The organism is Falsigemmobacter faecalis, from assembly GCF_003863335.1.
GTDB lineage: Bacteria > Pseudomonadota > Alphaproteobacteria > Rhodobacterales > Rhodobacteraceae > Wagnerdoeblera > Wagnerdoeblera faecalis.
This window is the reverse complement of sequence record NZ_RRAZ01000009.1, coordinates 95648-116751: the sequence shown is the minus strand read 5'-3', so window position 1 is coordinate 116751 and position 21104 is coordinate 95648. Positions and strand designations below refer to the sequence as shown.

Sequence of the window (21104 nt, the reverse complement as noted above, 5' to 3'; positions counted from 1 at the left end):
CCTTATTTTCCTTCGATGGTCAGCGCTTCGTTCACCAGCGCATCCTGTTCAGCTTTATGTTTCGAGGCGAGACCCGTCGCAGGCGAGGCCGAGGCGGTGCGGCCCACATAGCTCACCCGCGAGAAGCGCGCGCCGATTTTGGTCAGCACCCACTCAAGGTTCGGCTCAACAAAGGTCCAGCCGCCCTGGTTTTTCGGTTCTTCCTGGCACCAGACGATTTCAGCATCCTTAAAGCGCTCAAGCTCTTTGACCAGCGACATCGCCGGGAAGGGATAGAACTGCTCAAGACGCAGAATATAGACGTTGTCGGCACCGCGTTTGTCGCGCTCGGCCAGCAGGTCGTAATAGACCTTGCCCGAGCAGATGACGACGCGTTTGATGCCCGCATCCCCCTGCAGGGTCAGCTGCGACACGCCGGTTTTACGCTCGGCATCATCCTGCAGCACGCGGTGGAAGGTCGAGCCGGTGGTAAACTCTTCCGTCGTCGAGACCGCCAGCGGGTGACGCAGCAGCGACTTCGGCGTCATCAGCACCAGCGGCTTACGGAAGCTGCGGTGGATCTGACGGCGCAGAATGTGGAAGTAGTTCGCCGGGGTCGAGCAGTTCGCCACGATCCAGTTGTCCTGGGCCGAAAGCTGCAGGAAGCGCTCAAGACGCGCCGAGGAGTGCTCGGGGCCCTGGCCTTCAAAGCCATGCGGCAGCAGCATCACCAGACCCGACATCCGCAGCCATTTCGATTCAGCCGAGTTGATGAACTGATCGAACATGATCTGCGCGCCATTGGCGAAGTCGCCAAACTGCGCTTCCCACATGGTCAGCGCGTCGGGTTCGGCCAGCGAATAGCCGTATTCAAAGCCCAGCACCGCATATTCCGAGAGCATCGAATCGATGACCTCATAGCGGGCCTGACCCTCACGGATATTGTTGAGCGGGTAGTAACGCTCTTCGGTCTGCTGGTTCACGAAGGCCGAATGGCGCTGCGAGAAGGTGCCGCGGGTACAGTCCTGACCCGAAAGGCGGACCGGATGACCCTCGCTGACCAGCGAGCCAAAGGCCAGAGCCTCTGCCGTTGCCCAGTCAAAGCCTTTGCCATTGGCAAACATGGCTTTTTTGGATTCCAGCTGACGCGTTACGGTCCTGTGGATGTCAAACCCTTCGGGCACGCGGGTCAGCGCAGCGCCGACATTCGCCATGGTCTCAGGCGAAATGGCGGTGGCACCGGCCTCATAATCCGCTTTCTCGCGGCCGAGGTTTTTCCAGCGGCCATCGAGCCAGTCAGCCTTGTTCGGCTTATAGTCTTTCGCGGCTTCGAAATCTTCGTTGAGACGCGCCTGGAAGGCCGCCTTCATGTCTTCGATTTCGCCTTCCGGGATCAGGCCATCGGCGACCAGACGCTCAGTATAAAGCTGCAGCGTGGTCTTTTGCTTTTTGATGCGCTGGTACATCGCCGGGTTGGTGAACATCGGCTCATCGCCTTCGTTGTGACCAAAGCGGCGGTAGCAGAAGATGTCCAGAACCACGTCTTTGTGGAACTTCTGGCGGAACTCAATGGCGACGCGGGCGGCATGCACCACGGCTTCCGGATCATCACCATTGACGTGGAAGATCGGCGCTTCGACCATCAGGGCGATATCGGTCGGATAGGGCGAGGTGCGCGAGAAATGCGGCGCGGTCGTGAAGCCGATCTGGTTGTTCACGATGATATGGATGCAGCCGCCGGTGCGGTGGCCCTTAATGCCCGAGAGCTGCAGGCCCTCAGCCACCACACCCTGACCGGCAAAAGCGGCATCGCCATGCAGCAGGATCGGCAGAACGGCGATACGCTCTTCGGTGTCGTTCAGCTGGTCCTGCTTGGCGCGGACCTTGCCCAGCACAACCGGGTTCACCGCCTCAAGGTGCGAGGGGTTGGCGGTCAGCGACAGGTGAACAACATTGCCGTCAAACTCACGGTCCGACGAGGCGCCGAGGTGGTATTTCACATCGCCCGAGCCATCCACGTCATCGGGCTTGAACGAGCCGCCCTGGAATTCGTTGAAGATCGCGCGATAGGGCTTGCCCATCACGTTCGACAGCACGTTCAGGCGGCCGCGGTGCGGCATGCCGACGATCACCTCTTTCAAACCCAGCTGACCGCCGCGCTTGATGATCTGCTCCATCGCCGGGATCAGCGCTTCGCCGCCGTCCAGACCAAAGCGCTTGGTGCCCATGAACTTAACGTGGCAGAACTTCTCAAAGCCTTCCGCTTCGACCAGTTTGTTCAGGATCGCTTTGCGGCCCTGCTGGGTGAAGGTGATCTCTTTGCCGTAGCCCTCAATGCGCTCTTTCAGCCAGGCCGATTGCTCGGGGTCCGAAATATGCATGAACTGCAGCGCAAAGGTGCCGCAATAGGTGCGCTGCACGATGTCAACAATCGTGCGCATCGAGGCATGGGTCAGGCCCAGCACGTTATCAAGGAAGATCGGGCGGTCCATATCGGCTTCGGTGAAGCCATAAGAGCGCGGATCCAGCTCCGGATGCAGCGACTCGTCGCGCAGGTTCAGCGGATCAAGGTCTGCGGCCAGATGGCCCCGGATCCGGTAGGCGCGGATCAGCATGATGGCGCGGATCGAGTCCAGCACGGCGCGCTGGATCGCCGCTTCCGAGACCTGAGCGCCGCTTTCCGCCGCTTTATCGGCAATCTTTTTGCCCGCGCCTTTGGCCTCTTTCGGGACCATCGGCCATTCGCCGGTCAGCGCCAGGGTCAGATCATCCATCGGCTGCGGCGGCCAGTCTTTGCGGGCCCAGCTCGGGCCGGCAGCGGCGCGTTCGGCTTCGACCGGGGTATCCCCGATCGCCCGGAAGAACTCAGCCCATGACGCATCTACGCTGGCCGGGTCGCGGGCGAATTTCGCCGCCATCTGGTCGATATAATCGGCGTTTGCACCGTCCAGGAAGGACTGGGCGTGCAGCGCCTGATTGGGGGAATGATCGTTCATCCTGATACCTCGCGGGAACGAGTTTGGGCGGGGTCGTCGTGACCCGTGGTCGGGGCGGGCTGCTTTGCGGTGATCTGCAAAACAGAGAATTTCTGGCGCGGGCCGGTCTTTGGCACTGCACCCCTCCGGCGGCCGGCTTTCGCGGTGGCAACGGTCGGGCAGGTGCCGCAAAGCGGTCCTTGGGTCGGATGCGGCAGGCCTCTGCCGCATCCCATGGTATACAATCAGTCGCCCGAAGACGCCAGGGGGGGGCTGAGATCAGCCCTTGATGGCTTTCAGCACGGCTTCGCCGAGACCGGCCGGGCTGTCAGCGACGATGATGCCAGCCGATTTCATGGCTTCGATCTTCGATTCCGCGTCACCCTTGCCGCCCGAGACGATCGCACCGGCGTGGCCCATGCGGCGGCCTTCCGGAGCGGTGCGGCCGGCGATGAAACCGGCGGTCGGCTTCCAGCGGCCTTTTTTCTTCTGCTCTTTGAGGTATTCCGCGGCTTCTTCTTCGGCCGAGCCACCGATTTCACCGATCATGATGATCGACTGGGTTTCCGGATCGTTCAGGAACATCTCCAGCACGTCGAGGTGCTCGGTGCCTTTGATCGGGTCGCCGCCGATGCCGACAGCCGAGGACTGGCCAAGGCCAACATCGGTGGTCTGTTTCACGGCTTCATAGGTCAGGGTGCCCGAACGCGACACAACGCCGACCGAGCCACGCGAGAAGATCGAGCCCGGCATGATGCCGATTTTGCACTCACCCGGCGTCATGACGCCCGGGCAGTTCGGCCCGATCAGACGCGACTTCGAGTTCAGCAGCGCGCGCTTCACTTTCATCATGTCGAGCACCGGAATGCCCTCGGTGATGCAGACGATCAGCGGCACTTCCGCGTCGATGGCTTCCATGATCGAGTCGGCCGCGAAGGGCGGCGGCACATAGATCACCGAGGCATCCGCACCAGTGCGCGCCACAGCTTCATGAACCGAGTTATAGACCGGCAGACCGATATGGGTGGTGCCGCCTTTGCCGGGGGTCACACCGCCAACCATCTGGGTGCCGTAAGCAATTGCCTGCTCGGTGTGGAACGTGCCCTGCGAGCCGGTCAGGCCCTGACAGATCACCTTAGTCGCTTTGTTAACGAGAACGGCCATGCTGGCCTCCTTGTCTTTGCGCGTCATGCGCTTTTGGTCGGACTGGCGCGCGCAGGATGCGCACACCCGGTGAATTAAGTGCTGACGAAAGCAAAAGTCGTCAGACTGACATCGGGAGAGGGGAGGCAGCTGAACTCTTCGCCGCTGTCATCGAACACGCTCACATAGATCTGACCGCCGCCGGGAAGCGGGCTGGCAAGATCATATTTGGTGCAGGATTCGGTGCCAGTGCCCTCAGTGACGGTGTTGAAGCCAGGATCAATGCGGCGCAGCAGACCGGTCGCCAGCTCATGCGCTTTCGCGCCGCCAAGGCTGTAGGTGCCAATGCCGCAGGTTTCCGCCTCAGGTTCAAGCTGAACCCAAAGCTTCGCGTCAGGATCAGCAGAGCGCAGAATGACGAGCATTTCGTCACTGAACTCTGCGTCCTGCGTCCACCCGGCCTCGCCAAGCACCATCTCCACGACCTGCGGGGTTGCCCCCATGGTCAGGCAGACAGCCATCAGCGCCTCAATCTGATCCGCCCCTTTGGCCGTCGCCAGCGCATCGACTTTGCCGAGCACCTCAACCAGACCCGGTGACACCAGGGCCGGGGCCTGAGCCGTGGCGGGCAGGGTATTGCCCCCCGCCAGTCCCAGAGCCGCCATCAGAGCGAACGTCAGTCTCATCCCCGGATCACTCAGCCTTTAACGGCTTTGACGATCTTTTGTGCAGCATCCGACAGGTTGTCGGCAGCAATCACGTTCAGACCGGATTCAGCGATGATCTTCTTGCCGAGTTCCACGTTGGTGCCCTCAAGGCGCACAACCAGCGGAACCTGCAGGCCGACAGCATTCACGGCAGCCAGGATGCCTTCCGCGATGATGTCGCAGCGCATGATGCCGCCAAAGATGTTCACGAGGATGCCTTTGACGTTCGGATCCGAGGTGATGATCTTGAAGGCTTCGGTCACTTTCTCTTTGGTGGCGCCGCCGCCCACATCGAGGAAGTTTGCCGGTTCTGCGCCATAGAGTTTGATGATGTCCATGGTGGCCATCGCCAGACCTGCACCGTTCACCATGCAGCCGATTTCGCCGTCGAGTGCGATGTAGTTCAGGTCGTATTTCGAGGCTTCCAGCTCTTTGCTGTCTTCCTCGGTCTCGTCGCGCAGGGCGGCGATTTCGGGCTGACGGTAAAGCGCGTTGTTGTCGAAACCGACTTTCGCGTCGAGGGCTTTCAGATCGCCATCGGTGGTCACGATCAGCGGGTTGATCTCAACCATCTCTGCGTCCTTCTCGATGAAGAACTTGTAGAGCTTGTTGATCAGATCACCGCATTGCTTGATCGCTTTGCCTTCAAGGCCAAGCGCGAAAGCCACGGTGCGGCCGTGGAACGGCTGGATGCCGGTGGCCGGATCGACCGAGAAGGAGACGATTTTCTCGGGGGTATGGGCCGCGACTTCCTCGATGTCCATGCCGCCTTCGGTCGAGACGACGAAGGAAACGCGCGAGGTCTGGCGGTCCACCAGCAGCGCAAGATAAAGCTCGCGCGAGATGTCCGAACCGGCTTCGAGGTAGATGCGGTTGACCTGTTTGCCAGCCGGGCCGGTCTGGTGGGTCACAAGCGTGCGGCCCAGCATCTGCCCGGTAAAGAGAGCTGCATCTTCTGCCGAGAAGGCCAGACGCACGCCGCCTTTTTCGCCGGCTTCCGGCTCAACGAATTTACCCTTGCCACGGCCGCCGGCGTGGATCTGGGATTTCACCACCCAGAGCGGGCCGCCCATCTCATCGGCAAGCGCCTTTGCGTCTTCGGCTTTCAGCACGATACGGCCATCCGATACCGGCACGCCGTAGGTGCGCAGAAGCGCTTTGGCCTGGTATTCGTGAATGTTCATGTCACAGTCCTGTCCTGGGTGGAATTGGCCGTGTCATGGCACAGACTGCTTTGCAAACAAACAGCATTTGGTTGGATTTGACCTTTACCCACAGGATTTCAGCACAATGTGATCACGTCGAAAAATCGTGTGATCACAAATTCTGAGACATACTGCGTCGCAGCGTCAATCTGTCGCGAAATTGCTGCAAAGCAGCATCACGGGTGTTCACCAGATGGTAACCAGGCCCTGCCGCAAGGTCATGCGGGACCGGCAGCGGCCATAAAAAAACGCGCCCCGAAGGGCGCGTTCTGTGTCGTCGGTCCGGCAGATTATACCAGCGACGGATCGATCGCTTTACAGGCCTCAACGAGACCTTTCACAGCATTGACCGAGTTGTCGAACATCGCCTGCTCGTCTGCGGTCATCTTGATCGCAGCGATACGCTCGATGCCGCCGGCACCGATGATGGTCGGAACGCCGACATACATGCCGTTCAGGCCGAAGGCGCCGTCAACATAGGCCGCGCAGGGCAGCAGACGCTTCTGGTCTTTCAGATAGGCTTCCGCCATCTCAATCGCCGAGGTCGCCGGAGCATAGAAGGCCGAACCGGTCTTCAGCAGGCCGACGATCTCTGCGCCACCGTCACGGGTGCGCTGCACGATGCCGTCCAGTTTCTCCTGGGTGGTCCAGCCCATCTCAACCAGGTCCGGCAGCGGGATGCCTGCAACGGTCGAGTAACGGGTCAGCGGGACCATGGTGTCGCCGTGACCGCCCAGAACGAAGGCGGTGACGTCTTTCATCGAGACGTTGAACTCAACCGACAGGAAGTGACGGAAGCGCGCCGAGTCGAGAACGCCGGCCATGCCGACAACTTTCTCAGCCGGCAGGCCCGAGAACTTCTGCAGCGCCCAGACCATCGCATCAAGCGGGTTGGTGATGCAGATCACGAAAGCGTTCGGGGCATGTTTGGCAATGCCTTCGCCGACCGATTTCATGACTTTCAGGTTGATGCCCAGAAGGTCATCGCGCGACATGCCCGGCTTGCGCGGCACGCCTGCGGTGACGATGCAGACGTCTGCGCCTGCGATATCGGCGTAGTCGTTGGTGCCTTTCAGGATGGCGTCAAAACCTTCCGAGGGGCCCGATTCAGCGATATCGAGGGCTTTGCCCTGGGGCGTGCCTTCCGAAATGTCGAACAGGACGATGTCGCCGAGTTCTTTCAGAGCTGCGAGGTGAGCAAGGGTGCCGCCGATCTGGCCTGCGCCGATAAGCGCGATCTTTGAACGGGCCATAGTGTCCTCTCCGGTTGAGGGTGGTCGGTAACCGCATATGCCCAGAAGCGGCCGCTTGCAAGCCTGCGGGAACATGCCGCAGCCGCCTGGCGGAATGTTTCCGCTAACCGGCGCGGGAAGATGCGTAACATTCTTCGTAATTCCGCCCCTTTGCCGACAGAGACAGCAAGAGGGCGCGGCTTTATGCAAAAGGCCCCGCCATAACGGCGGGGCCTTTCGGGAAGGTTCCGAGACGTAAACCTGAACGGCTTACTTCGGAATGTCGCCTTTGATGCCTTCGACGTAGAACATCATACCGGCCAGATCGGCGTCAGAGATGGTCTCGCCTTCTTTCAGGAACTGGGTGCCGTCCTGCTTGTTCAGCGGGCCGGTGAAGGGGTGCAGGGTGCCCGCGACGATGCCGTCCATGACTTCCTGAGCTTTCGCCTTCACGTCATCCGGCACGGCCGAGGAGAACTCGCCGATTTTGACTTCGCCCGAAGCAATGCCGTCCCAGCGGTCCGACTGCTCCCATTTGCCTTCGAGAACCGCGCCAACGCGCTCGATGTAATAGGGCGCCCAGTCGTCGATGATCGAAGAAACGCGCGGGTAGGGCCCGAATTCCGGCATGTCAGCCGCCTGACCAAAACCGGTCACATTGCCCGCTTTTTGCGCTTCAATCAGCGGCGCGGTCGAATCGGTATGCGAGAAGATCACATCCACGCCCTGATCGATCAGCGCCTTGGCCGCATCGGCCTCTTTGGCCGGGTCGAACCACGAGAAAGCCCAGACCACCGACAGCTCAACCTCAGGGTTCACCTTTTTCGCCGCCAGATAGACCGCGTTGATGCCCATGATGACTTCCGGGATCGGGTAGGAGCCGATGTAGCCCAGTTTGTTCGACTTGGTCATCAGGCCACCGATGGTGGCGGTGACGGCGCGGCCTTCATAGAAGCGCGCGTTATAGGTTGAGACGTTGGCGTGCTCGCGCTTGTAGCCGGTGGCATGCTCGAACTTCACGTTCGGGAATTTGCCCGCAACGTTGTTGGTCGCATCCATGAAGCCAAAGGAGGTTGCAAAAATGATGTTGCAGCCCGAGAGCGCCATCTGGCTCATCACGCGCTCAGCATCCGCACCTTCCGGCACCGATTCCTGATACTGCACTTCAACTTTATCGCCGTAATGCGCCTGCATCTTTTCCACCGCTTCGTGGTGATACTGGCTCCAGCCACCGTCGTTTTTCGGGCCGACATAGATAAAGCAGGCTTTCGCTTTATCCAGCGCCTGGGCCGAAGCGGTGCCCCCAAAGGCAAGGCCGAGGCCGAGTGCAGCGGTAGCAAGAAGTGTTTTGCGCATCATCAGGTATACTCCGGGTTGCGGGTTTCCCGGGCAATTGCCCGGATATAGCCTAAAGTCAATGTGTTGCGTGAAAGCTTCGGCCAAGGGCCCCAGGGGCACCCTTTGCTTTCCTGCCTCCCATGGCAGACATTACCACGAGAACGAGGATCGTAATCAAGTAGGGCGACATGGAAAGATATTCCGTCGGGATCTGTACGCCCGCCACCTGAAGATTAAGCTGCAAAACGGTGATGCCGCCGAAAATCCAGGCACCCAGCAGAAGGCGGCCGGGTTTCCAGCTTGCAAACACCACCAGCGCCACCGCAATCCAGCCCGCGCCCGAGGTCATGCCCTCGGTCCAGAGCGGCACACGAATAAGCGAAAGATAGGCCCCGCCAAGGCCCGCCATGGCGCCGCCGAACATGATGGCCAGGATGCGGATGCGGACCACTTTATAGCCAAGCGCATGGGCGGCATCGTGGTTCTCGCCCACAGCGCGCAGCACCAGGCCCGCGCGGGTGCGGCTGAGGAAATACCAGATCGCCACCACCGCCGCGAAGCTCAGGTAAACCATCAGATCATGGCGGAAGAAGGCCACGCCAAAGCCCGGAATATCCGAGAGCGGCCCAAGATCGAGCTTGCCCATCATCGGGGGTTTCGCGCCCACATAGCCCTGACCCACCAGCGCCGAGAAGCCCAAGCCAAAAAGCGTCAGCGCAAGGCCCGTCGCCATCTGATTGGCCAGCAGATATTGCGTCAGCACCGCGAAGATCAGGCTCATGGCAGCCCCCGCCGCCGCGCCGCCGGCAAAGCCGATCAGCGGGCTTCCCGAATGCACCGCCGTGGCAAAGCCCGCGATGGCACCGGTGATCATCATGCCCTCAACACCAAGGTTGAGAACGCCCGCGCGTTCCACCACCAGCTCGCCCAGACCCGCCAGCAGAATGGGCGTCGAGGCGACGATCAGCGAGGCCGTCAGGATCCAGAAATCAATGGCAGACAGGTTCATCGCGCAACCTCACGGCGGGCCAGACGGATCCGGTAGTTAGAGAGAAGATCAAGCGCCAGCAGGAAGAACAAAAGCATCCCCTGGAAGGCCTGGATCGAGGCTTTCGGCAGGCTCAGCATGAACTGCGCCAGCTCACCGCCGATATAGGTCAGCGCCAGCAGCAGACCCGCCAGCAGAATGCCGATCGGATTGAGACGGCCGAGCAGCGCCACGATCACCGCCGTAAAGCCATAGCCCGAAGCAAAGTCGATGCTGATCTGACCGCCCGGACCCGTGACCTCAAAAAGCCCCGCCATGCCCGCCAGCGCGCCAGAGGCACCCATGCAGATCAGCACCAGCGCCGCCGGAGAGACTCCCGAGAAGCGCGCCGCCCGCGGGGCCTGACCGGTCAGGCGGATGTTATAGCCCAGCATATGGCGCTGCAGCAGCACATAGGCCGCAATCACCGCGATAAAGGCGGTGACGACGCCAAGGTGCATACCGGTTCCGGCGATCAGCTCCGGGTTGGCCGAAGCCTCATATTTCGCGAAGTTGCGCGAGCCGGGGAAGCCGCCGCCATCGGGGTTCTTCATCTTGCCGATGGCCATGGCCGCCAGCAGCGATTCCGCGACATAGACCAGCAGCAGCGACACGAGGATCTCATTGGTGCCGAACCAGACCTTCAGAAGGCCCGGGATCAGCCCCCAGAGCATGCCGCCCACAAGGCCCGCCGCCACCATCAGCGGAAAGATATGCCAGCCGGGCTCGGGGTAGAAATAAAGCCCGACCGCCGCACCGGCGATGGCGCCCATAATATACTGACCCTCAGCGCCGATGTTCCAGATCCCGGCCCGGAAGCCCAGAGAGAGGCCAATGGCGATCAGGATCAGCGGACCGGCTTTGACCAGCAGCTGCGGGCGCGAATAGGCCGCGAACTGCTCATTGAAAAGCGGATCCCAGAAGATCGTGCGGATCGCCTCAAAGGGGTTTTTGCCAAGCGCCCAGAACATCAGGCCCCCGGCAATCATGGTCAGCAGAACAGCGAGAACAGGGGTAACGGCGACCCAGGTCCGCGACGGCGTGGGGCGTTTTTCCAGACGGATCACAGGCGGGCCTCTTCAGGTTTTGGGGCCAGGGCAGGGGTCTCGGGCAGGCCATGCGCGCCGCCCATCATCAGGCCGATCTGATCCACGCTCAGACCGCGCGCGGGGCGCAGCGCGCTGAGGCTGCCTTCATTCAGCGCGGCAAAGCTGTCGGCGACTTCCAGAAGCTCATCGAGATCCTGGCTGATGACGACCACAGCGGCGCCCTTGGCCGACAGATCCAGCAGCGCCTGGCGGATGGTGGCGGCGGCCGCCGCATCCACGCCCCAGGTCGGCTGGTTGACCACAATGATATCGGGGTTTTGCAGGATTTCCCGGCCGAGCACGAATTTCTGCAGATTGCCGCCCGAAAGCGCGCGCGCCGCGACATGGGTGCCGGGGGTGCGGACGTCAAAGGCTTTGATGATCTCTGCGGCGAAGGTTTCAACCTTTGCCCAGTTGATAAAGCCGCCCGATGACAGCCCCTGGCGCAGGTTACCCGAGAGAAGCGCGTTCTCTGACAGGCTCATATCCGGGGCAGCGGCATGGCCGAGGCGCTCTTCGGGGGCCGAGACCAGACCCAGGGCGCGGCGCTCATTGGGGCCAAGGTTCCCGGCGGGCTGGCCCTTGATCTTCACGCGACCGGCCTGGGTGGTGATCTCCCCCGACAGCGCCAGCAGCAATTCGTCCTGGCCATTGCCGGCGACGCCTGCAATGCCCAGCACTTCGCCGCCGCGCAGCTGGAAAGAGATGTTTTTCAGCGAGGTCCCGAAGGGATTGGGCGAGGCGACCGACAGCCCGCTCACCTCAAGGCGCAGCTCACCGGGGGTGTGTTCAGCGCGGGCGGGGGGCGTCAGGATCTGGCCGACCATCAGCTCTGCCAGTTCGCGGGCCGATTTCTCGCGCGGATTGCAGGAGGCGACAACCTTGCCCCGGCGCAGAATGGTGGCGGTGTCGCACAGGCTGCGGATCTCTTCGAGCTTATGCGAGATATAAAGGATCGCCGTCCCTTCCGCCGAAAGCTGGCGCAGGGTGCGGAACAGGATCTCCACCTCCTGGGGCGTCAGCACCGAAGTCGGCTCATCCATAATGAGCAGCTTCGGATCCTGCAGCAGGCAGCGCACGATTTCCACGCGCTGCCGTTCTCCGGCAGAGAGATCGCCCACGAGACGCGCGGGATCGAGGGGCAGGCCATAGGTGCTTGAGACCTTGCGGATCTGCCCGGCCAGCTCGCCCATGGGCGGCGGGTTCTCCATCCCAAGCGCCACGTTTTCCGCCACATTCAGCGCATCAAAGAGCGAGAAATGCTGGAAGACCATGGCCACGCCCTTCTGGCGTGCCTCAGAGGGGCGGTGCGGATGATAGGGCGCGCCGCGCAGCACCATCTGACCGGCATCGGGCTGCACCAGGCCATAGATCATCTTTACCAGGGTGGATTTGCCCGCGCCGTTCTCACCGAGAAGCGCGTGGATTTCCCCCGGTCCGATGCTGAAGGAGACGTCGCTGTTCGCGACCACCCCCGGATAGGCTTTCGTCAGGCCGCTGAGGCTCAGCAGGGGGCCGGTCGATGATGTCATCCGTGATCTCCGCCTCGGAATGCCGTTTTAACAATTGATGCGCCACGCCGATGGCAATGGCCTGAGGATGCTTGCCAAAACTCCGTTCGCCGATCGGGCAGGTCAGCCGCGCAAGCGCGTCCTCCCGATGTCCCAAAGCTGCAAGTCGGGACCGGAAACGCGCCCTTTTGGTGGCCGAACCGATCAGTCCCAGAAAGCTGAACTCCCCCCCTAGCAGAAGCCGGTGGCAAAGTTCCAGATCAAGCGCATGTGAGAAAGTGACAATCAGATGCGCAGCCCCGGCCGGAGCCTCGCTGCAAAATCGCTGTGGTGCGTCGTCGTGAAGGGGGGTGACCCCCTCGGGGATGGCCTCGGGAAAGCGCCTGCGGTCGGTGTCGATCCAGGTGATCTGCCAGTCCGGCAGCGGCTGCAATACCTGCACCATGGCGCGTCCGACATGGCCCGCCCCCCAGATCCACAGCGGCTGTTTTGCGGCGGCGACCGGCTCCGCCATCCAGCCCAGATAAAGGCCGGGGCGGGGGGCCGGACCGGCCGCTGAGCGGCCGCGTGCGACGATACGGCGCAGCGTGAATGGCATCTCCCGCCCGGCCCGCGCCTCGGGTGTTACCGGGCGCAGCCAGAGGCCCGCGTCCGGCTCTGGCAGGGTGCTTTGCGAGAAGACTTCCGTGAGCAGCGTGACGGCGCCGCCGCAGCATTGGCCAAGCTTTGGCCCCAGCGGCTCGCGGGTCAGCCGCGGCGTCAGATCACCGGCCGCGATCATGGCGCGCGCCCGGGCCATGGCCTCAAACTCCAGCGCGCCGCCGCCGATGGTGCCCTCGGAGCCGCCGGGCCAGACCAGCATGGCTGTGCCGGTCTCGCGCGGGGCAGAGCCCTCGAACCCGGCCACCACGATCCGCGCAACCAGGGCGTGGCGGGCCGTGGCCTCCCGCAGGCGGGACAGATCAGCCATGCTGATGGCCCTGCTGCGCGCGCACGGCCATCAGCACCCGCTCGGGCGTGGCGGGCGCATCGAGCGCGACATAGCGGCTGACATCGCCACAGCTTGCAATGGCATCCGACAGCGCCATCAGCACGGAATTGCCATGCATGAAGGGCGGCTCTCCGACCGCCTTCGAGCGGTAGATCGTGGCTTCGGGGTTCGGCTCATCCCAAAGGGTGACATTGAAGGTCCGGGGCCGGTCCGCGCAGGCCGGGATTTTATAGGTCGAGGGCGCATGGGTGCGCAGACGGCCCTGATCGTCCCAGACCAGTTCTTCCGTGGTCAGCCAGCCCGCGCCCTGCACAAAGCCGCCCTCAATCTGTCCGATGTCCAGCTCAGGGTTCAGCGAAGCCCCCGCATCATGCAGAATATCGGTCCTGAGAATGCGGTTTTCGCCGGTAAGCGTGTCAATCACCACCTCCGAGACCGCCGCGCCATAGGCGAAGTAGAAGAACGGCCGGCCGCGCCCCTTTGCGCGGTCCCATGACAGGTCGGGGGTTTTGTAATAGCCCGTCGAGGACAGCGAGACCCGCGCGGCATAGCAGGCCGCAGCTGCCTCGCCAAAGGTCATCTCGGCAGAGCCTGCGGTGACCCGGCCGCCCTCAAAGCGAACCTGCTCCGGCGCGACGCCCGCCACCGATGCCAGATGCGCCGCCATACGGTCGCGGATCGTCACACAGGCGACCTGGACCGCCATGCCATTGAGATCCGTCCCCGAAGAGGCCGCGGTGGCCGAGGTATTGGGCACCTTCGCCGTATCGGTCGCGGTGATCTTAATCAGCTCCAGCGGCAGGCCGAATTCGGAGGCCGCCACCTGACTGACCTTGCGAAACAGCCCCTGGCCCATCTCGGTGCCGCCGTGATTGAGATGCACCGAGCCATCGGCATAGACATGAACCAGCGCCCCCGCCTGATTGAGATGCGTCAGCGTGAAGGAAATCCCGAATTTCACCGGCGTTAGCGCGATGCCGCGTTTCAGCACCGGGTTGGCGGCGTTCCACTCGGCAATCGCTTTGCGGCGGGCGTGATACTCTGCGCTTTGCACCAGCCGGTCGGTCAGGCGGCCCAGCACCATATCCCGGACTTCCTGGCCGTAATGGGTGGTGGCCACCTCCGCCGGGGGGAGGCCATCCGTGGGGCGGTCGGGATAGAAGTTCAGCCGCCGCACCTCCAGCGGATCGCGGCCAAGCGCATGGGCGAGATGATCAAGCACCCGCTCAATCCCCAGCATCCCCTGCGGGCCGCCAAAGCCGCGATAGGCGGTGGCGCTTTGGGTATTGGTGCGCAGGCGGTGGCTCTCAATCCGCATCGCCGGGATGAAATAGGCATTGTCGGAATGCAGCATCGCGCGGTCGGCGACCGGATGGGTCAGATCCTGCGCCCAGCCTGCGCGGGTGTAGTGCTGAAACGAGACCGCCTGGATGCGGCCCTGACCGTCATAGCCCACATCATAGCGGATGCGGAAATCATGCCGCTTGCCGGTGATGACCATGTCGTCATCGCGGTCATAGCGCATCTTGCAGGGCCGCCCGGTCAGCAAAGCCCCGATGGCGCAGGCGATGGCGGGCGCATTGCCCTGGCTTTCCTTGCCGCCAAAGCCGCCCCCCATGCGGCGGCATTCCACGCGCACGGCATGCATAGGGCGACCGATGGCCTCGGCCACCTTATGCTGGATCTCGGTCGGATGCTGGGTCGAGCTGTAGACATGCAGATCCCCGCCTTCGCCCGGCAGCACCGCAGCGGCCTGGGATTCGAGGTAGAAATGCTCCTGTCCGCCCATCTCAATGACGCCCGAAAGACGCCGGGGCGCGGCTTCCAGCGCAGCCTCGGTCTCCCCGCGCTCCCAGATCACCGGGGGGCCAAAGCGGCTTTCGGCGGCCAGCGCCTGTTCCACGGTCAGGATGGCGGGCAGGGCTTCATAGGTGATTTTGCCAAGCCGCGCCGCTTTGCGGGCCGCCAGATGGCTCTCGGCCAGCACCAGAAAAACCGGCTGGCCCATGTAATGAACCCGGCCCTCCGCCAGCAGCGGCTCATCATGGGCTGAGGGCGAGCAGTCGGCCCCGTGGGGCAGATCCTCAGCGGTCAGGACCGCCACCACACCGGGGGCGGCGCGCACAGCACTCAGATCCATGCTCAGGATCTCGGCATGGGCCTCGGAGGACAGGCCAAAGGCCAGATGCAGCACATTGGCGGGCAGGGGGATATCATCGATATACCGCGCCTGGCCCGAGACATGCAGCACGCCTGAATCATGTTGAACGGACAGCCCGACACTCATGCCTGCACCTCGTGAAGATCGGTTTTGAGGCCCCGGGCCTCGGCAAAGACGCGCGCGAGCATGCCTTTCGCGCCCTCCATCCGGTAGGCTGCCGAGGCCCGCATATCTGAGAGCGGCGTGAAATCTGTCTCCAGTGCGGCCTGAGCGGCCCGCAGCGTCTCATCCGAGAGCGCCCGACCGATCAGCGCGGCCTCCGTCGCGCCGGCCCGTTTTGGCGTTCCCGCCATGCCCCCGAAGGCGATACGGGCCGAAGCGATCACCCCCGCCTCGGTGACAAGATTAAACGCCCCGAGCACGGCAGAGATATCCTGGTCAAACCGCTTTGAGAGCTTGGCCACCCGCAGGGTATCGGCCTGCTTCGGGATCTCGATCCATTCGATAAATTCGCCGGGCTGGCGGTCCTGACGGCCATAGTCGAGGAAATAGGCCTCAAGCGGCAGACTGCGGCGGCTGTCACCGCGGCGCAGATGCAGCTTTGCGTCCAGCGCGATCAGCGCGGGCGGGCTGTCGCCGATGGGCGAGCCATTGCCGATATTGCCGCCAATGGTGGCGGCATTCCTGACCTGCACCGAGGCATAGCGCGCCAGCATCGCGCCCAGAGAGGCAAAATGCGGGCTCAGCGCGGCCAGCAGGTCCGAGAGGGTCACCATGGCCCCGATGCGGAAGTGCTCAGCGGTCTCTTCAATGCGCTGAAGATCCTTCACCCCGGCGATAAAAGCCACGGGGCCGAGATCCTTCAGACCCTTGGTCACCCAAAGCCCGACATCGGTCGCCCCGGCGATCAGCCGCGTCTGTGGGTTCGCCAGATACAGGGCCGCAAGCTCATCGGAACTCTGCGGCGCAAACCAGGCCGCCCGGGACCGGTTCATGACCGGCGGCAGCGCCCTGCTGCGGTCAGAAGTCACCCAGACCGGCAGCGGCGCAGTCTCGGCGGCTTTTGCGGCGCGGATGATCGGCGCATAGCCGGTGCAGCGGCAAAGGTTGCCCGCCAGGGTGCGGTCATGATCGCGCGCCCCCGAAATGACGGCGGCGGTCAGACTGGCCACGATGCCGGGCGTGCAAAACCCACATTGGCTGCCGTGGCACTCGGCCATGGCCTGCTGGACCGGGGACAGCCGCCCCGCCTCATCGGCAAAGCCCTCAACCGTGCGGATGGATTTGCCCTGAAGCTGCGGCAAAAAGAGGATACAGGCGTTCAGAGCCCGCGATCCCGCCTCATCCGAGACGACGACCGTGCAGGCCCCGCAGTCTCCCTCATTGCAGCCCTCTTTGGTGCCGGTCAGCCCGCGCTCTTCACGCAGCCAGTCCAGCAGGGTGCGTGCGGGAGAGACGCCCTCCACACGTACCGGCGTTCCATTCAGCAGAAACGCTACATCACTCATCGTCTGATCCGCCGCGTTACCAGTGATCTGCAAAATTGGCGGCGTGTCCCGATGCGGCGTAAGGACAGGCCCCTGGCTGTCATTCAGGAAAGCCGATCCGCGACACTAAGTCCACAGAATAAGTCCGCAGAAGATGCATCCGGGGGTCAAAATTCTGCGCGCCGTCACGCTTTCAGGGTCTGAGCCACCCGCTCAAGCTGCCGCGCGACCTGGGTCCAGCCGCTCACAAAGCCCATCTGCGCATGACGCTCTGCCGCTGCGCCATCGGCGTGACGCGCGGTCACGCGGTAAAGGCAGCCGCCCGCCTCACCGGGGACAAACCGCAGATCCGCGGTAAAGAACCCCTCGCGGTTGGGACGCCAGCCCGCCGAGAGGGAATCGGTGAAAACCAGACGCCGCCCCGGCTCGACATGCAGGATGCAGCCCTCGCCACGGATCTCGCCGTGCGCTGCAAAGACCATCTTCGTGTAAAACCGCCCGCCCGGCACCGGGTCGATGACGGCCTCTTCCGTGCGCCCAGGCTCGGGCGCAAAAAAGCGTTTCAAAAGTTCGGCTTCGGTCCAGCAGCGCCAGGCCGCAGCGGGGGTGCAGGCCAGTGCCACTTCAAAGCTGAGGTCGCGGGCCTGCTCCATCGGGTTCTCCCTGACCTGAGGTCACCGGGGCAGCCTGCGCCCCGTCGCCGCCGCTGTCAAGGAAGCCTTCCACCCGCGCGGGTCAGCCCCTATGCTGGTGCCATGAGCCAGCCACGATTCATCCACCTCCGCACCCATACCGAATATTCGCTCCTTGAAGGGGCGGTGCCGCTGAAGAAGCTTGTGAAGCTTTGTGTGGCGGGAAATATCCCCGCGATTGCGGTGACGGATACCAATAACCTCTTTGCTGCGCTGGAATTTTCCGTCACGGCGATTGGCTCGGGCGTGCAGCCCATCGTGGGCTGCCAGCTCTCGCTGCGCTTTGATCCGGCACCCCAGGGCGAAAAGCCCCGTGCGCCCGCGCCGGTGGTGCTGCTGGCGCAGAACGAGCGCGGCTATGAAAATCTGATGAAGCTGAACTCCTGCCTTTATCTGCGCGAAACCGCTGAGGTGCCGCAGGTGACGGTGGAAGATCTGGCGGATCATGCCGAGGGGCTGATCTGTCTGAGCGGCGGGGCCGAGGGCCCGGTGGGGCGGCTGCTGCAGGGCGGCCAAAACGCCCGGGCCGAAGCGCTGCTCGACCGCCTGGCGGCGATTTACCCCGACCGCTTTTATGTGGAACTGCAGCGCCACCCGGGCGAGGATGGCCAGTTTACGGCGGGTGAGCGGCTGACCGAGCGGCCCTTCCTTGAAATGGCCTATGCCAAAGCTCTGCCGATTGTCGCGACCAATGACGTCCATTTTCCCGACCCGAAGATGTATGAGGCGCATGATGCGCTGATCTGCATCGCCGACGGGGCCTATGTGGATCAATCCGCGCCGCGCCGTCGCCTGACGCCCGCGCATAGCCTGAAATCCCCCGAAGTCATGGCGGCGCTTTTTGCCGATCTGCCTGAAGCCCTGGAAAATACGGTGGAAATCGCCCGCCGCTGCGCCTTTGCCGCCTATAAGCGCAAGCCGATCCTGCCGGTTTTCGCCGCAGATGAGGTCGAAGAGCTGCGCCGTCAGGCCTGGGAGGGCCTGGAAAAGCGCCTTGCGGTGATCCCGCTGGCCGCTCCGCGCGAAGACTATGAAAAGCGGCTGGAATTTGAGCTGACGATCATCGAGCGGATGGGCTTCCCCGGCTACTTCCTGATCGTTGCGGATTTCATCAAATGGGGCAAAGCCCAGGGCATCCCGATCGGTCCGGGCCGGGGCTCGGGGGCGGGCTCGCTGGTGGCCTATGTTCTGACCATCACCGACCTTGATCCCCTGCGCTATGCGCTTCTGTTTGAACGGTTTTTGAACCCGGAACGGGTCTCGATGCCGGACTTCGACATCGACTTCTGCATGGATCGCCGCGAAGAGGTGATCCGCTATGTTCAGGGCCGCTATGGTCGCGACAAAGTGGGGCAGATCATCACCTTCGGCGCGCTGCTGTCAAAAGCGGCGGTGCGCGACGTTGGCCGCGTGCTGCAGATGTCTTACGGCCAGGTCGACCGGCTGTCGAAGATGATCCCGGTTGAAGGGGTCAAGCCCGTCTCGATCACCAAGGCCCTGGCCGATGAGCCGCGCCTGCGCGAGGCTGCGAAATCGGAAGAGGTCGTGGAGCGCCTTCTGACCTATGCCGAGCAGCTTGAGGGGCTTTTGCGCAACGCCTCGACCCACGCGGCGGGGGTGGTGATCGGGGATCGCCCGCTCGATGAGCTGGTGCCGCTCTACCGCGATCCGCGCTCGGAGATGCCTGCCACCCAGTTCAATATGAAATGGGTCGAAGCGGCGGGGCTGGTGAAATTCGACTTTCTGGGTCTGAAAACCCTGACGGTGATCCAGAATGCCATTGATCTGGTACTGGGCCAGGGCCGCGATATTCACCTCAGTTCAGACGGGCGTCAACTCTATGACCCGCCTGCCGGAACTGTCAATGAAATCAACGCGATCCCGCTGGATGATAAAGCAAGTTATGAGCTTTATGCCGCGGCGAAAACCGTGGCCGTCTTCCAGGTGGAAAGCTCTGGCATGATGGATGCGCTGCGGCGCATGAAGCCCACCTGTATTGAGGATATCGTGGCGCTGGTGGCGCTTTATCGCCCGGGCCCGATGGAGAATATCCCGGTCTATTGTGAGGTGAAACACGGGCTGCGCGAGCTGGAGTCGCTTCACCCGACCATTGATCCGATCCTCAAAGAGACCCAGGGCATCATCGTCTACCAGGAACAGGTGATGCAGATCGCCCAGGTCATGGGCGGCTACAGCCTGGGCGGCGCGGATCTTTTGCGCCGCGCGATGGGCAAAAAGATCCCCGAGGAGATGGCGAAGGAACGCCCGAAATTCATCGAAGGGGCCAAAGCCACCCATAATATCGACGCGAAGAAAGCCGGAGAAGTCTTTGATCTTCTTGAGAAATTCGCTAACTATGGCTTCAACAAGTCCCACGCGGCGGCCTATGCCGTGGTCTCTTATCAGACCGCCTGGCTGAAGGCGAACCATCCGGTCGAATTCATGGCCGCGGTGATGAACTGCGATATCCATCTGACGGATAAGCTGAGCGTTTATAAGCGCGAAGTGGACCGTATGGGCATTCCGGTGGTGCCGCCCTGCATCAACCGCTCGGATGCGACCTTTACGGTGAACGAAGGCCAGGTGGTCTATGCGCTTGGGGCGCTGAAGAATGTGGGCGTTGAGGCCATGAAGCTCATCGTTGCAGCGCGCGGCGATAAGCCCTTCCGCGACCTTGCAGATTTCGCCAGCCGGGTGGAGTTGAAAAAGGTCGGCAAACGCCCGCTGGAGATGCTGGCGCGGGCCGGGGCCTTTGATCTGCTGGTGCCGAACCGGGCGCGTGTTTTTGAGGCGCTGGATGCGCTGGTGGCTTATTCTGCCGCGATCCATGAGGCGCGGTCCTCGAACCAGGTCTCGCTTTTTGGTGAGGCGGGGGATGACATTCCGCCGCCGCGGATTGCGATGCGCAACGACTGGCTGCCGGTCGACAAACTGGCGCAGGAGCATCAGGCGATCGGCTTTTATCTCTCCGGCCATCCGCTCGATGACTGGATGGGGGCTTTGAAGCGCAAGGGCGTGCTGACGCTGGCGGAACTGGGGCGCAAAGCGGCTGCCGGCCCGGTGGTGGCGAAACTCGCGGGCTCGGTCTCAAACCGGCAGGAGCGGAAATCCTCGCGCGGGAACCGCTTTGCCTTTGTCGGCTGCTCGGATCCCACGGGGCTTTATGAGGTGACGGTCTTCTCGGATGTGCTGGATGCTGCGCGGCAGTTTCTTGAGCCGGGGATGAATGTCGTCATGACCGTTGAGGCCACGGCCGAAGGCGACAGCCTGAAGCTGCTGGCGCGCGGGGTGGAACTCGCCGACAGCGTCGCCGCGGGGGCCGGGGGGGGTGAGCTGCGCATCCATCTGAGCGAGCCTTCGGCCGCAGCCTCCGTCGCAGCGCTGCTGAGCCGCGCCAGGGCTGAGGCCGGGCGTCAGGCCAAGGGCGAGATCAGCATTGCCGTGATCGATCCCGCCTCGGGTGCCGAGGTGGAGCTGGCAATCCCCGGTTCCTGGCCCGTCACGCCCCAGGTGAAATCCGCCCTGAAGTCCGTGCAGGGCGTTCTGGCCGTCGAAGAGGTATAACACA

The 21104-nt window shown here is 62.9% G+C and carries 14 protein-coding genes; 1 reads left to right on the top strand and 13 read right to left on the bottom strand.

Going from position 1 to position 21104, the window contains the following annotated elements; translation table 11 throughout:
• Nucleotides 1–2: 2 nt before the first annotated feature.
• The 13 genes from EG244_RS08060 to EG244_RS08000 all read right to left on the bottom strand — a co-directional run bounded on the left by EG244_RS08060 (nt 3) and on the right by EG244_RS08000 (nt 17497).
• Nucleotides 3–2975, bottom strand: coding sequence for a 2-oxoglutarate dehydrogenase E1 component (locus EG244_RS08060; RefSeq protein WP_124964490.1), 2973 nt, complete (start codon nt 2973–2975; stop codon nt 3–5).
• A gap of 258 nt (nt 2976–3233) precedes the next feature.
• The gene (sucD, locus tag EG244_RS08055) at nt 3234–4118 is read right to left on the bottom strand and encodes a succinate--CoA ligase subunit alpha (protein WP_124964489.1); all 885 of its coding nucleotides are present in this window, start codon (nt 4116–4118) and stop codon (nt 3234–3236) included.
• A 74-nt stretch (nt 4119–4192) separates the two neighbouring features.
• Nucleotides 4193–4783, bottom strand: coding sequence for a hypothetical protein (locus EG244_RS08050; RefSeq protein WP_124964488.1), 591 nt, complete (start codon nt 4781–4783; stop codon nt 4193–4195).
• 11 nt (nt 4784–4794) lie between these two features.
• Nucleotides 4795–5988: an ADP-forming succinate--CoA ligase subunit beta gene (gene sucC / locus EG244_RS08045; RefSeq protein WP_124964487.1), complete on the bottom strand. Its 1194-nt coding sequence runs from the start codon at nt 5986–5988 to the stop codon at nt 4795–4797.
• Nucleotides 5989–6299: 311 nt separating this feature from the next.
• Nucleotides 6300–7262 (bottom strand): malate dehydrogenase, encoded by a 963-nt coding sequence (gene mdh / locus EG244_RS08040; protein ID WP_124964486.1) that lies wholly within the window; start codon nt 7260–7262, stop codon nt 6300–6302.
• 249 nt (nt 7263–7511) lie between these two features.
• Complete coding sequence (locus EG244_RS08035; protein ID WP_124964485.1) at nt 7512–8600, bottom strand: BMP family ABC transporter substrate-binding protein; 1089 nt, start codon at nt 8598–8600, stop codon at nt 7512–7514.
• A 55-nt stretch (nt 8601–8655) separates the two neighbouring features.
• The gene (locus tag EG244_RS08030; protein ID WP_124964484.1) at nt 8656–9588 is read right to left on the bottom strand and encodes an ABC transporter permease; all 933 of its coding nucleotides are present in this window, start codon (nt 9586–9588) and stop codon (nt 8656–8658) included.
• Nucleotides 9585–10673 carry an ABC transporter permease gene (locus EG244_RS08025; RefSeq protein ID WP_124964483.1) on the bottom strand — a complete coding sequence of 363 codons (1089 nt, stop codon included), beginning with the start codon at nt 10671–10673 and terminating at the stop codon, nt 9585–9587. Before EG244_RS08025 ends, EG244_RS08030 begins: the two co-directional genes overlap by 4 nt.
• Nucleotides 10670–12205 (bottom strand): ABC transporter ATP-binding protein, encoded by a 1536-nt coding sequence (locus EG244_RS08020; RefSeq protein WP_233588948.1) that lies wholly within the window; start codon nt 12203–12205, stop codon nt 10670–10672. The genes EG244_RS08025 and EG244_RS08020 overlap by 4 nt, the downstream gene beginning before the upstream one ends.
• Nucleotides 12102–13175, bottom strand: coding sequence for a xanthine dehydrogenase accessory protein XdhC (xdhC, locus tag EG244_RS20920; RefSeq protein WP_124964481.1), 1074 nt, complete (start codon nt 13173–13175; stop codon nt 12102–12104). Before xdhC ends, EG244_RS08020 begins: the two co-directional genes overlap by 104 nt.
• Nucleotides 13168–15483 (bottom strand): xanthine dehydrogenase molybdopterin binding subunit, encoded by a 2316-nt coding sequence (gene xdhB / locus EG244_RS08010; protein ID WP_124964480.1) that lies wholly within the window; start codon nt 15481–15483, stop codon nt 13168–13170. The genes xdhC and xdhB overlap by 8 nt, the downstream gene beginning before the upstream one ends.
• The gene (xdhA, locus tag EG244_RS08005; RefSeq protein WP_124964479.1) at nt 15480–16865 is read right to left on the bottom strand and encodes a xanthine dehydrogenase small subunit; all 1386 of its coding nucleotides are present in this window, start codon (nt 16863–16865) and stop codon (nt 15480–15482) included. The genes xdhB and xdhA overlap by 4 nt, the downstream gene beginning before the upstream one ends.
• A 164-nt stretch (nt 16866–17029) precedes the next feature.
• On the bottom strand, nt 17030–17497 hold the full coding sequence (locus EG244_RS08000) for an SRPBCC domain-containing protein (RefSeq protein WP_124964478.1): 468 nt from the start codon (nt 17495–17497) through the stop codon (nt 17030–17032).
• Between the two features lie 102 nt (nt 17498–17599).
• On the opposite strand from EG244_RS08000, the gene dnaE reads away from it, so the two are divergent.
• The gene (gene dnaE / locus EG244_RS07995) at nt 17600–21100 is read left to right on the top strand and encodes a DNA polymerase III subunit alpha (protein ID WP_124964477.1); all 3501 of its coding nucleotides are present in this window, start codon (nt 17600–17602) and stop codon (nt 21098–21100) included.
• The last annotated feature ends 4 nt before the right edge of the window (nt 21101–21104 follow it).